At 65.4% G+C, this 13,691-nt stretch carries 10 protein-coding genes; 6 read left to right on the top strand and 4 right to left on the bottom strand.

What is annotated here, in order from left to right:
* Positions 1-3: 3 nt before the first annotated feature.
* Positions 4-1,083: an SDR family oxidoreductase gene (locus H5393_RS13975; RefSeq protein ID WP_182767177.1), complete on the bottom strand. Its 1,080-nt coding sequence runs from the start codon at positions 1,081-1,083 to the stop codon at positions 4-6.
* A 280-nt stretch (positions 1,084-1,363) separates the two neighbouring features.
* Between H5393_RS13975 and H5393_RS13980 the strand changes: the two genes are divergently transcribed.
* The 4 genes from H5393_RS13980 (at position 1,364) to H5393_RS13995 (ending at position 7,294) form a co-directional block, all read left to right on the top strand.
* Positions 1,364-2,383, top strand: coding sequence for an ABC transporter permease (locus H5393_RS13980; protein WP_182767178.1), 1,020 nt, complete (start codon positions 1,364-1,366; stop codon positions 2,381-2,383).
* 73 nt (positions 2,384-2,456) lie between these two features.
* Positions 2,457-3,578 carry a substrate-binding domain-containing protein gene (locus H5393_RS13985; protein WP_182767179.1) on the top strand — a complete coding sequence of 374 codons (1,122 nt, stop codon included), beginning with the start codon at positions 2,457-2,459 and terminating at the stop codon, positions 3,576-3,578.
* A 91-nt stretch (positions 3,579-3,669) separates the two neighbouring features.
* Positions 3,670-6,174, top strand: coding sequence for an ATP-binding cassette domain-containing protein (locus tag H5393_RS13990; RefSeq protein ID WP_182767180.1), 2,505 nt, complete (start codon positions 3,670-3,672; stop codon positions 6,172-6,174).
* A gap of 145 nt (positions 6,175-6,319) precedes the next feature.
* Entirely contained in the window at positions 6,320-7,294 is a 975-nt protein-coding gene (locus H5393_RS13995) for a zinc-binding dehydrogenase (RefSeq protein WP_182767181.1), read from the top strand.
* A gap of 58 nt (positions 7,295-7,352) precedes the next feature.
* Here H5393_RS13995 and H5393_RS14000 read toward each other — a convergent pair whose 3' ends face one another.
* From H5393_RS14000 to H5393_RS14010, 3 genes are read right to left on the bottom strand one after another with little or no spacing between them, the layout of a single operon-like run.
* Complete coding sequence (locus tag H5393_RS14000; RefSeq protein WP_182767182.1) at positions 7,353-8,729, bottom strand: aldehyde dehydrogenase family protein; 1,377 nt, start codon at positions 8,727-8,729, stop codon at positions 7,353-7,355.
* Between the two features lie 14 nt (positions 8,730-8,743).
* Complete coding sequence (locus tag H5393_RS14005) at positions 8,744-9,436, bottom strand: GntR family transcriptional regulator (RefSeq protein WP_182767183.1); 693 nt, start codon at positions 9,434-9,436, stop codon at positions 8,744-8,746.
* Between the two features lie 8 nt (positions 9,437-9,444).
* Positions 9,445-9,969, bottom strand: coding sequence for a VOC family protein (locus H5393_RS14010; protein ID WP_182767184.1), 525 nt, complete (start codon positions 9,967-9,969; stop codon positions 9,445-9,447).
* A 140-nt stretch (positions 9,970-10,109) separates the two neighbouring features.
* Here H5393_RS14010 and H5393_RS14015 point away from each other — a divergent pair, with 140 nt between their 5' ends.
* Both H5393_RS14015 and H5393_RS14020 read left to right on the top strand, forming a co-directional pair.
* Complete coding sequence (locus H5393_RS14015; RefSeq protein WP_182767185.1) at positions 10,110-12,284, top strand: thiamine pyrophosphate-dependent enzyme; 2,175 nt, start codon at positions 10,110-10,112, stop codon at positions 12,282-12,284.
* A complete protein-coding gene (locus tag H5393_RS14020; RefSeq protein WP_182767186.1) occupies positions 12,284-13,609 on the top strand; it encodes a dihydrolipoamide acetyltransferase family protein in 1,326 nt (441 codons plus the stop codon). The genes H5393_RS14015 and H5393_RS14020 overlap by 1 nt, the downstream gene beginning before the upstream one ends.
* The last annotated feature ends 82 nt before the right edge of the window (positions 13,610-13,691 follow it).

Consider the following 13,691-nt stretch of genomic DNA (forward strand, 5'->3'; position numbering starts at 1 on the left):
ACGTCACGAAGTGGGCAGGATGCGTGCGGCCCGGTACTGCTCGATGGCCGACGTGAAGCTCCGTTCGGCGGTCTTGTAACCGTGGAATCCATGCAGGCGGCTCTTCGACATGTCGGTGAAGCACTCGAGAGGGCGCCCGAGGTCGCTATCCGAATGCCACCAGGACGCCAGGCGGTTGACGTCAGGCTCCACGAGGCCTTCCCGTTCTGCGATTCGGCGCCACACTTCCGGGGAATCGTCCATGCGCCCGACCAGGGGACGTGGAGCGTCGACGAATCCTTCCCAGGGCAGCTTGAAGAACTCTGCCAACCTCGGCCACAGCCAGCGCCAGCGGAAGACCTCGCCGTTGGCGACGTTGAAGGCTTCGTTGCTGCCCTCGGGGGAGGTGGACGCCCAGATGAGGTGATCGGCCAGCAGATCTGCGTCCGTCGCGTCCGTGACGCCGTTCCACTGCGTTTCGGAGCCGGGGAAGACAAAGGGCTGTCCGGTCTCCCGGCAGATTTCTGCGTAGGTGCCGAGCGTGAGCACCATGTTCATCGCGTTGCCGACGGCGAAGCCGAACACGGTGTGAGCTCGGTGGACGCTCCAGGTGAAGCCCTGCGTTTCGGCAGCCTCGAAGAGCACGTCCTCCTGGGCGTAATAGAAGTTGGGCACATCAAGGCGGCCGGATTCCTCCCGGAACGGAGTGTCGGCGGACACGGCACGCGCATAGTCATCGAACGGCCCCAGGTAATGCTTGAGCCCGGTCATCAGTGCCACATGCCGTCTGCCCGCGGGCCGGGGTAGCGCGTCGAGGAAGTTGCGCAGGATCGCTGAGTTGACCTCGATATTTTCCGCTTCCGAATCCTTGCGGATCCAGGCGGTGAAGATCACGACCTCTGGGTCAAGGCCCTCGAGCTGGGCGCGCAGCGTGGCCGGTTCCAGCAGGTCGGCGTGGATGGCCTTCGCGCCTTCGACGACCGACTGCGAGCGGGTCAGGCCGACGACGTGCCAGCCCTCCTCAAGCAACCGGCGTGAAACTGCTTGACCAGCGATACCGCTGGCGCCGACAACGAGCGCCAGCCGCTTCTGAGCATCGTCCATCTTCGTCCTCCTATGAGCGAGCAGCGGAGCCTCGTTGTTCCGCCGCAACGATCTAACGCGACCACTGTAGCGTGCCGGTGAACACCCACCGAGAACGCGGAGGAAAGTCGACCGAATGGATGCATTCTGGCCTGTCGGTTGGCCGGTTCGAGCGCGAAACCGTTGCCAAAAAGAGACGTTTGAATCCAATCAGACCCTTGTGCCCGCGCGTGTACAGCCGTATAGTGTGGTTTAACGGCCTGCCGGTCGAGTCGACCGGCTGACTTTCAAGGGAGAAAGTATGACGGAACAACCGCAGAAGAGGGTGCTCACCAGCGCACGCTTCCGCGTGTCGCAGGGACTCGCCACCATGGTCATCGCTGTGATCATTCTTTTCCTGGTGTCCGCTTTCCTCGCTCCCTCCAGCGTCACTCAGGGAACACTCCTGGCGATGTTCCCCTTCGCAGTGGTTCTGGCGATCGCCGGTCTGGGCCAGATGTTGGTCGTCCAACAAGCTGGGTTCGACCTTTCGATCCCTGGGGCGATGGGGCTGACCCTCATGCTGGTGACACATCTCCCCAGCGGGGATGACTCCAAGGTGCTAGGTGCCGTTGTGGTGGCGTATGCCGCGGCTCTGGCTGCGGGCCTGCTCAATGGGCTCCTGGTCGGGCGATTCGGTCTCAATGCCATTATCGCCACGCTCGGCACCAATGCCGTCCTCTTCGGAGTTGTCATCGCCGTCTCAGGCGGCACTCCGCGCGTCACGGCCCGGGCATTGGGTGAGTTGGTGGGAGGACGGACTCTGGGAGTGCCCAACTCTGTCATCTTCCTCATCGTGTTGCTCGTCTTCGTGGGCCTTCTGTTGAAGAAGACCGTCGCTGGACGACGTTTCGAAGCAGTGGGCGGGGGCGCTCCAGTTGCTGCCGCGCTCGGTCTGCGTGTGCGGACACACAAGGCATCCGCCTATGTATGGGCACAGGTGCTCTACACGACGGCCGCCATCATCCTTGCTGGCCTTACCGCACAGCCGACAGCCTATCTGGGTAACAACTACCTGTTGCCTTCCGTGGCGGTTGTGGTGCTGGCGGGCGTATCGCTACGAGGCGGCAAGGGTTTCCCGGTGGCGGCGGCACTCTCCGCGCTGTTCCTCACCCAACTGGACCAGCTGACGCTGTCGTTTGGGATGCCGTATGCAGCCCGATCCCTCATCCAAGCCATTGCCCTTGCGCTCGGCGTGGCTCTTTACACGGTGGACTGGGGTGCAGTGCGCCGCAGGCTCGAGTCCCGCCGTGACCGTTCCGCGGTGCCGGCCACCGTCTAGTTCCCTCAACCCGTCCAACGCAGCATGTACCTCCCGCCCACTGGGTGCACGGAGTAATCGAAAGGATAATCCGATGACTTCAACTAGAAAGATGAAGCTCGCAGCGCTCCTCACAGCCAGCGTCCTCGGCCTCGCGGCTTGCGGCAACGGTGACGCTGACACCGCCAACCCCGGAACCGATCCAAGCAACGGGGAACAGACGGCCGCCCAGTCCGGTGATCGACCCGAATGGTGTGGCGACGAGGAGATCTCACTCGCGCTTCTCGACGGTTTCGGCGGCAACGGCTGGCGCGCGATCGCAGCCGCATCAGGCCGCGCCGAGGCCGAGAAGTGCCCCAGCGTCACGTCGTTCGAGTACGTCGACGGACAGGGTGACACCCAGAAGTCCATCTCGGACATCCAGGCAATGGCCGCCACCGGCATCGACGCCATGGTGGTCTTCCCCGACGCCGGCGAGGCAGTCCTTCCGGCCATCCGGAGCGCCTATGAAGCCGGCGTCACGACGGTTCCGTACCGTGCAGACCCCGGTGGCACCCCCGGCGAGGACTACGACGTGTGGGTGGGCACGGACTTCTACCAGGACGGCGTCGACTGGGGCAACTGGATCGCGAATGAGTTCCCCGATGGCGCCAACATCATCTTCCTCGGTGGCCCTGCCGGCTCCAGCCAGGGCATCAGCGAGCGAGAGGGCCTGGAGTCGGTGCTCAGCGATGCGAAGTACAAGATGATCGGTGAACAGCCCTTCGAGGTGACCAACTGGGATCCTTCCGTCATGCAGCAGGTGCTCACGGCGGCGATCGCCAAACACGACCAGATCGACGTCATCGTCACCGACTACGGCCCGGGTCTGGTCGGCGCGTTGCCGCAGTTCGCCAACCAGGGCAAGACCATCCCCGCTCTGGCGGGTTCGGATGCCAACGTCTTGGGTTGCTTCTGGGAAGACAACAAGGATGAGCACCCGACCTTCAAGATGGCCAATGTCAACACCGGTATCGACAACGTTCGCCTCGCGATCCAGCACGCCGTGGCCATCGCCAGCGGCGGAACGCAGCCGGACATCACGGACTGGACCGGGGGCATCTTCGAAGACTCGGAAGATCCCTCCAAGCCGATCCAGTGCGACCGGAACCTGCCCGACGACGTCTACCTGTCCGCAGAGATGAGCGGCGAGGATCAGGCAGAGGTCATCGGCTGACCACCCGTTGGGCCGCCCGGACACGGGCGGCCCAACACCCCCCTACGAACGAACGACTAGAACGGACGCAGACGTGGCAGTGGACGTGGCGATGAACGAAACCAGAGTGGGCCAGGCCGTCCTCGAGATGCGTGACATCACCAAGCGCTTCGGCGGCGTGGCGGCACTGACCAATGTGTCCTTCACCGTCCAGCCAGGCGAAGTGCACGCACTCCTGGGTGAGAACGGCGCGGGCAAGTCCACGTTGATGAACATCGCGACGGGTTCACTCCACGCGGATGAGGGCGCCATCATCATCGACGGTGAGGCAATCGAACACCTCACGCCGATCACGGCGACGAAGCAGGGCATCGCCATCGTCCACCAGCACCCCGCGGTGCTGGAGGACCTCAGCGTCCTCGAGAACCTGCTGGTGGCACTGCCGAACTCCTTCTTCAAGGGTGGCAACGTCCGGGCGAAGGCGCGCGAACTCCTCGATCGGGTCAACCTCACGATCCACCTCGATGAGCGCGTGGAGACCATGACGGTCGCCCAGAAGCACCTCCTCGAGATCGCCAAGGCGCTGGCCGTGGATCCACGCGTGGTCGTGCTCGACGAGCCCACCGCACCCCTCGGGAGTGACTCGGTCGACATGCTTTTCGAACTGGTGCGGGACTCCGTCTCACGCGGTACGGCCGTGATCTACATCACGCACCGCATGGCGGAGGTGCGCCAGTTGGCCGATCGGGTCACGGTCCTGCGCGACGGCAAGGTCGCCGGCGCGGATCTCCCGGTGGGCGACGTGACTGATGCCGAACTCCTCGCGCTGATCGTGGGACGCAAGCTGGAGTCGACCTTCCCGGAGAAGTACCACGCCCCCGCCGACTCACCCGCGAATCTCGTCGTTCAGGGCCTCTCGGGCCCCGGCTTCAAGGACATCTCGTTCCAGGCGAAGCGGGGACAGATCATCGGCATCTCGGGCGTCGTCGGCAACGGTCAGCCCGAGTTGCTGAGATCACTCGCGGGCCTGGCGCCACACTCTGGCACGGTCGAGATCGATGGTCAGCGACTTCGCCAAAACGATCTCCTGTCCCGATCCGGGTACATGCCAGCAGATCGTCACCGCGAAGGCCTGATCATGGACTTCACCGTTGGTGACAACGCCGCCATCGCCGCGCTCAAGAAGTTCACCTCAGGGCCCCTGCTGAGCAGGAAGAAGGAGGTCGACGCGACTTCGGAAGCGCTGAATTCCCTCTCGGTCAAGGCCAGATCGCTCGATGCGCCCGCGTCGTCGCTATCTGGTGGCAATCAGCAGAAGATCGTGATGGCGCGCACGATGCTGAGTGAGCCGCAGTTGGTGCTGGCCGACGAGCCCACGCAGGGCGTCGACGTCGGGGCCCGCGCGGAGCTGTACGGGATCCTGCGCGAGATATCCAGCAACGGCACACCGGTCATCGTCAACTCATCCGACGCAATGGAGCTCGAGGGTCTGTGCGATGTCGTCCTGGTGATGTCGCGCGGTCAGATCGTCGAGGTTCTCTCCGGGGACGACATCAGCGAAGAGCGCATGGTGCACGCCGCGGTCAGCGCACAGACCCACTCGATCGAGGTGCCGCGCAAGCGCGAGGCCGCCGACAGCGGCCGCCTTCGCCGTTTCCTGCGGGGCGATTACGCGCCGCCGGCCATGTTGGTCCTCGTCATCATCGCGCTGGCGGCCTATATCTTCACAGTGAACGAGCGCTACCTCAATGACTTCAACATCAATTCGGTGCTCATGCTCACCACAGCCCTGGGTTTCATCGCGTTGGGGCAAACGGTGGCGCTACTCATCGGAGGCATTGATTTGTCAGTCGGACCCTTGGCCGGCCTCTTGGTGGTGGTCGGCTCGTTCTTCATCAACGACGGGTCCGCTGTCGGGTCCATCATCCTGGGATTTGCCGCTATGATCCTCGTTTCTCTCGTGGTGGGTCACCTCAATGGTGTCCTCATCAGATTCGGCCGGTTCACGGCGGTGGCTGCCACACTAACGCTCTACATTGCCCTCCAGGGTCTGAGTTTCATTCTGCGTCCGACCCCTGGCGGGTCCATCAACCGCGACATCATCGCAGTGTTGCAGCTGAAGCTCGGGCCCATCCCGTTGGTCTTTCTCGCGATGATCGTGGCAGTGGCCATCCTGGAGTACTACCTCCGCCGCACCCGCTGGGGCTGGAACATCCGGGCCACTGGTTCCGATCAGGCCAATGCGCGACGGGTCGGGGTGAAGCTGAACCGCGAGGTCGTCGGCGCGTTCGTCCTGACCTCTTTCATGACCTTCTTCGGTGCTGTGATTCTGATGGCGCAGATTGGACTCGGTGACCCCGCGCAGGGGGTGAACTACACCCTCTCCAGCATCACGGCAGTCGTGCTCGGCGGTACCAGCCTTCTGGGCGGACGGGGCAGCTTCATCGGCAGTGCACTCGGGGCGCTGCTCCTTACCCAGGTGCTCAACGCGACCGTGTTCCTGAGGCTGGATCAGTCGTGGCAGTACTGGCTCCAAGGCGGGATGATCCTCATCGCCGCCGTCCTGTACACGCTCGCTCGCCACCGCAGGCGGGCCCGCGAAGGTGTTGCCGCCTAATCGTCAGCCCCCGAGAGTTCAGAGCCCGGTCGCGCGTTAGCGTGACCGGCTGAACTGCAGTCTCCTGACCTGATCATCGCCCCCGTCACTGGCGGCGAAGTCCTTTACTGAAAACACTGCCAAGCTAGTAGACAAGGAAGTACCCATGAAGGCACTGCAATTCCTGGACAAGGACAAGCCCGAGGTCTCGGACATCGACGTCCCGCAGATTGCGGCCGACGAGGTCCTCATCGCCGCCCGGTCCGTGGGCATCTGCCACTCGGACATCGAGCTTCTGGAAGGGCGCTACATCATCCCATTCGAGTACCCGATCATCCCGGGCCACGAGTGGGCCGGTGAGGTCGTCGCGGTAGGCGACGACGTCACCGATCTGAAGCCGGGCGACCGCGTCGTCGGCGAATGCGTCATCGGTGAGGACCACTTCGGGTTCTCGATCAGCGGCGCGATCGCTGAGTTCTTCGTTGCACGTCCCGAGTGGCTGCACAAGATCCCGGAAAGCATCGACTACGCAAGCGCCGCCCTCATCGAGACCTTCACGGTGGGCTACTACGCGCTCCTCGAGGTGGGCAACGTCAACGCAGCCGACACCGTCGCGGTGCTCGGCGCCGGCCCAGTCGGCTTGGTGTCGACGGCGGCTGCCGCTGCCATGGGCGCCACCGTCGTCACGATCGAACCCTCGGAGAAGCGCCGGGAGGCGGCCATCAAGCTCGGCGCCACGCACGCCGTCGCCCCTGACGAGGCGGAGGCGTTGCTGAGCCAGCTTACCGACGGCGCGGGGCCCAGCGTGGTCGTGGAGGCCAGCGGCAACCCGAAGGTCATGGCCGAAGCCATCCGCATCGCCGGTCACGGCGCGCGCCTGGCGTTCATCGGTATCAACGTCGGCGACGAGGCCTCGGCGCCGCTCGGCCTGATCCAGTCCAAGGCCCTGAAGATCGTCGGCACCATCGGTTCGGTGGGCGTATGGCCGGACGCGATCCGTTTCCTCGAGCGCACGGGCATCGACCTGTCCCCGCTGGTGACGGAGGAATTCGACCTGGAGCAGGCCGTCGAGGCGCTCTCGTCGTCGCGCGACTCGTCGCGCAACCTCAAGGTGCAGGTGCGCTCCACCAGCACTCTCTGACCGTCAACAGGAAGGCCCGTCCGCGAGATCGCGGACGGGCCTTCCCGTTGGGCCAGGTTCAGCCGACCCAGACCGACTTCAGGTTGCAGAACTCCCGGATCCCCTCGGCGGAGAGTTCGCGCCCGATGCCCGAATCCTTCGTACCGCCGAACGGCAGCTCAGGGTAGGACACCGACATGCCGTTGACGAACACCGCGCCGACGACGAGGTTCCTGACGAAGAAGTCCACATCGTCGTCATCGGCGGTCCACACCGCGGAGCTCAGGCCGAACGTCGTCGCGTTGGCGATCTCCAGAGCCTCGTCGCGGTCGGCTGCCCGGTAGACGGCGGCAGCCGGGCCGAAGGCCTCCTCCTTGTACAGCCGCATCTCGGGCGTGACGCCCGCGAGCACCGTCGGGGGATAGAAGTAGCCACCGCCCTCCTGAGGAGAGCCGCCGGTGAGGATCTGCGCGCCCTTCTGAGCGGCGTCAGTGACCAGCTCGTGTAGATCCTCGACCCCGGAGCGAGTGGCGAGCGGCCCGATGACGGTGTCCTCCTCCATCGGATCGCCCACCTTGGCGCCGGCCATCAGGTCTGTGAAACGCTCGACGAACTGGTCGTAGATGTCTTGGTGGACGATGAAGCGCTTGGCATTGATGCAGGCCTGGCCATTGTTGGTGAGTCGCGCAGTTACCGCCGTCTGGGCCGCCTTCTCGATGTCTGCCGACGGCATCACGATGAAGGGATCGGACCCGCCCAGTTCCAGGACGGCGTGCTTCACCTCGGAACCCGCGATCGAGGCCACCGAGCGGCCGGCCGGCTCGGAGCCCGTGAGCGTGACAGCTACCACCCGCGGGTCGCGGATGATGGCTTCGACGGACCGGGCTGGGACCAGCAGTGAGCGGAAGGAACCAGTAGGGAAACCGGTGCGCTCGAAGAGTGATTCCATGTACAGCGCCGACTGCGGCACGTTGGACGCGTGCTTCAGTAGCACGGTGTTGCCTGCCATCAGCGCCGGGGCCGCGAAGCGCATCACCTGCCAGATGGGGTAGTTCCAGGGCATCACGGCCAGCACGACGCCCATGGCCTCGTACCGGGTGTAGGCGCCGGAGGCACCCATGGTCTCCGGGTTGTCGATCTCACGCCCGGTGAGGAATTTCTCAGCGTTGTCAGCGTAGAACCGCATGCTGACGGCCGATTTCTTCGCCTCTGCGCGCGCCTGCGCGATCGGCTTGCCCATCTCGGCCACGATCATCCGGGCGACCTGTTCGTTCTCTTCGTCCAGCAGATCCGCCGCGTCGTGCATCCAGCGGGCGCGCTCGGCGAAGGTCGTGGTGGTGAGGCTGCGGTAGGCCGCGTGCGCCGCCGCGATCCGCTCCTCTACCTGGTCTTCTGTGTGCTGGTCGAACTCGCGTTCGAGTTCGCCGGTGGTGGGATTGATGCTGGCGATGGCCATGGTCGTCTCCTGAATCAGGTGGTGTGGTCGAACAGTTCCGGGTGCTTCGCAAGTTGACGCCGCGTGCGACGGATGTGCCCCGCGAGGACGCGCTCCGCGTCTTCGACGTCGTGGTCGCGCAGGGCCGCGACGATCAGGTGGTGCTCGTCGTTGGCGATCCGACGGTTCGCAGGATCCCACGTCGCGACGTACGCACGGCGGTAGGGTGCGGTGGTGTTCCACAGCTTCTCGGTGAGGTCCATCAGCTGGGTGGTCGTGGCGCCGGCGTAGGTGGCGAGGTGGAACTGACGATCGAGCAGGAGGAACGCCTCGGCGTCGACCTCGGGCTCGCTGATGCGGGCGGCCAGCTCTGCGAGGTTGTCGACGTCAGCAGCGGACAACCCGGGCGCGCTCATCCGCAACAGAAGCGGCTCCAGACGCTCACGCATCTGGTAGATCTCCTCGCACTCGGCGAGGGTGAGCCTGGCCACCCAGGCGCCGGTGTTGGCCACGACGGTGACGAGCCCCTCGTTCTCGAGCAGCCGCAGCGCCTCGCGCACCGGAATGCGGCTGGCGCCGAAGCGGGCGGCCACGTCCTCCTGCCGGATCCTTGTGCCTGGCGCGAACTCCCCGGCGAGGATCCCGGCGCGGATCTGCTCGGCGATCTTCGCGCCGGCATCACCGCCCCTGGTGCGCGGGGCGTCGTGCTGAACCAATGTTTCTTCCATGTCCATCCTCACTCAGCGGGGCTGGCTGGGTGCCAGAGGAGCACGTCGGCGTCCTTCTCGTAAGCCTTTCCCTGAGGGAAGGATACGAGTTCGAACTGCATGCCCCACGGCGACAGGAAGTAGACCCATCGTTGACCCTCGCTGGCGTTGCGGCTCACCGTCGGCTCACCCAGTACGCGGATGTCTTCGCCCCGGAGGTACTCGACAGCGGCGTCCAGGTCGTCGACGTAGAAGGCGAGGTGATGACCGCCGATGTCGCTGTTGCGCGGCTGTGGCGCCTGTCCATCGGCGGCGGCGTACTCGAAGACCTCGAAGTTGGTGCCGAAGCCGCAACGGTAGAAGCGCAGGCGGTTCACGACGGTGCGGGGATGCACGTTCAGGTGCTCTGCCATCCATTCGCCCTCGCCCTGCATCGGTCCGAGGTCGTAGATGGGTCGGCAGCCCAGCACTCGTATGAAGAAGTCGTCGGCCTCATCGAGATCCGGCACGGTGAAGCCGATGTGATCGGTGCCCCTCAGCCCAGGCAGTCCCATAGTCGCTCCCTTGCGTGTTCTCTGCCTGATTGTATCCATAGACCGGTCGAGACGGCCAGCTTTTGCCCCAATATGGTTGCTATTGGATTCAATGCGGCGTAAAGTTCCACTAAACACTGCAGGTCGTCAACGGAGAAGCCATGCCAAAGAGAACTGAGCTGTCCACGGGTGTGCCGTGGGTCCAGCTGGAGACCACGCCGGAGGACTGGAAGACCGCGCCACCGGAACTGCTTGGCACGATGCTCGCCCAGCTACACCTCATCCGTGCGTTCGAGGAGACGGTGCTGGACCTCGCGGCCGAGGGTCTCGTCCACGGTCCGGCCCACTCCAGCATCGGACAGGAGGGTGGCGCGGTCGGGTCCATCGTGTCGCTGCGATCCAGCGATGCCGTCAACGGTTCGCACCGCGGGCACCACCAGTTCCTCGCCAAGGCGCTGACGCACGTCAGCCCCACCCTGGACCCCAGCGAGCCAATCAAGGACACCATCCGCGAGGTACTGCACCGGACCCTTTCCGAGATCCTGGGTCTGGCCGAGGGATACTGCCGTGGCCGCGGCGGATCCATGCACCTCCAGTGGTTCGAGGCCGGCGCGCTGGGCACCAACGCCATCGTGGGTGGCGGTGCGCCCATGGCCACGGGCAACGCGTGGGCACAGAAGCACTCCGGCACCACCGACCTCACCATCAACTACTTCGGCGACGGCGCGGCACAGATCGGTTCCATTCTTGAGGCGATGAACCTCGCCGCAGTGTGGAAGCTGCCCACCTGCTTCTTCGTCGAGAACAACCGTTATGCCGTGGCCACCGGGGTCGACGAGATCTCCGCCGACACGCGCCTCTCGGTCCGCGGACAGGGTTTCAGCATTCCCTCCTGGAAGGTTGACGGCATGGATCCGCTTGCCGTCCACCTGGCAATGGAGGAAGCGGCGTCGATCATGCGCTCCGGCGGCGGCCCCACCGTCATCGAGGCCGATGTCTACCGGTTCTTCCACCAGAACGGTCCCTACCCGGGCAGCGCATTCGGCTACCGCACCAAGGCCGAAGAGGCCGAATGGCGCCAGCGCGACCCGCTCGTGCGCGTGGCCAGCGAGATGCAGGCGCTCGACCTCATCACGCAGGAGGAGGTCGACCAGCTCCGAATGAGCGTCAAGGCCGTCATGAAGGAGATCGCCGACGCTCTGCTGGAGCCTGACCCGGACAAGGAGGGCAACCGCCGCATCCGGCCCGGCCTCTGGCCCGACGTGAGTTTCGTAGACGTAGGCGTGCGCGGCGATGCGAGCGAGTTGGACGGCCTGCCACTCCAGCAGCCTGGCCGCGCCGACCGTGACGCCAAGTTCGTCGACACCGTGGCGGCCGTCATGCAGAGGCGTATGGAGCAGGATGAGCGCATCGTCGTCATGGGCGAGGACGTCCACCGCCTCGGCGGCGGAACCAACGGCGCCACCAAGAACCTGGCGAAGCAGTTCCCGGACCGGACGCTGGGCACGCCCATCAGCGAGAACGCCTTCATGGGCCTGGCTGGCGGCCTGGCCCTCGACGGGCGCTACCGCCCCGTCGTGGAGTTCATGTACCCGGACTTCATGTGGGTCGCCGCCGACCAGGTGTTCAACCAGGTCGGCAAGGCACGCCACATGTTCGGCGGTGACAACCCCGTCCCGCTCGTGCTGCGCACCAAGGTAGCGATGGGCTCCGGCTACGGTTCGCAACACCTCATGGACCCGGCCGGCATCTTCGCGACGGCGCCCGGTTGGCGCATCGTGGCACCCTCCACCGCGGAGGACTATGTCGGCCTCATGAACGCGGCGCTGGCGCTGCAGGACCCGGTGCTGGTCATCGAGCACGTCGATCTCTACCCGCAGGTCCTCCCCGCGCCGACCGATCTGGACGGCATCCTGCCGCCCGGTCAGGCCGCGGTCCGACGCGCAGGTTCGGGCGTGACCGTCATCAGCTACCTGTCGATGGTGGCGACGGCGCTTGAGGCCGCTGAGATCACCGGAGTCGACGCTGAGGTGATCGACCTGCGCTGGCTGGACCGTGCCTCGATCGACTGGGAGACCATCGAAGCATCGGTCAAGAAGACCAACGCCGTGATGATCGTGGAGCAGGGCGCGCGGGGAACCTCGTACGGTGCCTGGTTGGCCGATGAGATCCACCGCCGCTACTTCGACTGGCTCGACCACCCCGTCCAGCGGGTCACCGGCAGCGAGGCGAGCCCCAGCATCTCGAAGGTGCTGGAACGTGCCGCCATCGCCGGGGTGGAAGAAGTCGTCACCGCTTATGAACAACTCCGCGCCGACGCGGGAGGGCAGCTCTGATGGCAACCATCCTGCGCATGCCGGAGATCGCTGCCGGCACAGAATCAGCCGGCATCCAGACCTGGCTCGTCAAGCGCGGCGATGAAGTCGCCGTGGGGCAGGCGCTGGTGGAGATCGAGACGGACAAGGCCATCATTGACATGGAGGCCGAGCAGGCCGGCGTGTTCGCCGGGGCGCTCGTCGCTGAGGGCGACATGGTCACGGTCGGCAGCCCCATCGGCGTGCTCGCCGCACCCGGTGAGGATCTCGACGCCGCCATGGCCGAGGCCGGTGCCGAGGAGGATTCCTCCGCGGGAGCAGCGCCGACGGAGACCGCACCCTCGGCCAACGAGAGCGATCGTGACGCGGTCGACGGTGATGTGGAGCAGGTCGCACCCGTTGCGCCGGAGAAGCGCGGTGCTGACACCCCAACGCCCGCAACGCCTGAGCCCCAGAAGCGCGACGACGGCCGCCCCCTCAGGCTGTTAACGAGCCCATTGGTCCGGCGCCTGGCCAAGGAGCACGACCTCGATCTCACCCGGACGAAGGGCAGCGGCCCGAACGGTCGCATCCTCAAGAAGGACGTGCAGGGACTCGTCGCTGCGAAGTCGCGCCCGGTTGAGGTCAGGGCCGCGTCCTCGCCTTCGTCGCGCACTGTGGACGAGGATCGGTGGGAGCTCGTGCCCCACACGGGCATGCGCCGCGCCGTGGCCCGGCGGCTCACCGAGAGCAAGTCGTCGGTGCCCCACTTCTATGTGGTGGCCGACTGTCGAATGGACGAATTGCTCTCGTTACGCGCGAAGGTCAACGAACAGTCCACTGTCAGGATCTCGGTCAACGACTTCATCCTCAAGGCGGTGGCCGCCGCCATGAGCGACGTCCCGGCCATGAACGCGGTCTGGTCCGACGATGGCACGCTCAAGGCGCGCCACGTTGACGTCGCGGTCGCCGTCGCGGTGGAGGGCGGGTTGCTCACGCCCGTCGTGCGGGACGTGGATGTCCTGCCGCTCAGCAAGCTCGCGACAACTGTGCGCGACTACGCGGAGCGTGCCCGCGCAGGTGGTTTGAAGCAGCGTGAACTGGAGGGCGGCACCTTCACCGTGTCCAATCTCGGGATGTTCGGCACGAAGGAGTTCAGCGCCATCCTCAATCCACCGCACTCAGGGATCCTTGCGGTCGGCGCAGCATCGCAGCGGGCGGTCGTGGTCGATGGGCAGGTCCAAGTGGCCAACGTGATGACGGTGACGCTGTCGGCGGATCACCGCGTCGTCGACGGGGCTGTGGCCGCCGAATGGCTCGCAGCGTTCCAGCGGCGGATCGAGAACCCCCTGGGCCTACTGGTCTGAGGGAGCGGCCAGCACGGTCCGCAGTGCACGCAGCCGGCGTCGGCGGAGGGGAGCCTCTGCCACGCCGGCTGTTGCTCTGAGA

Origin of the sequence: Tessaracoccus sp. MC1756 (assembly GCF_014164735.1) — a bacterium.
In the GTDB taxonomy this organism is placed as follows: domain Bacteria; phylum Actinomycetota; class Actinomycetes; order Propionibacteriales; family Propionibacteriaceae; genus Arachnia.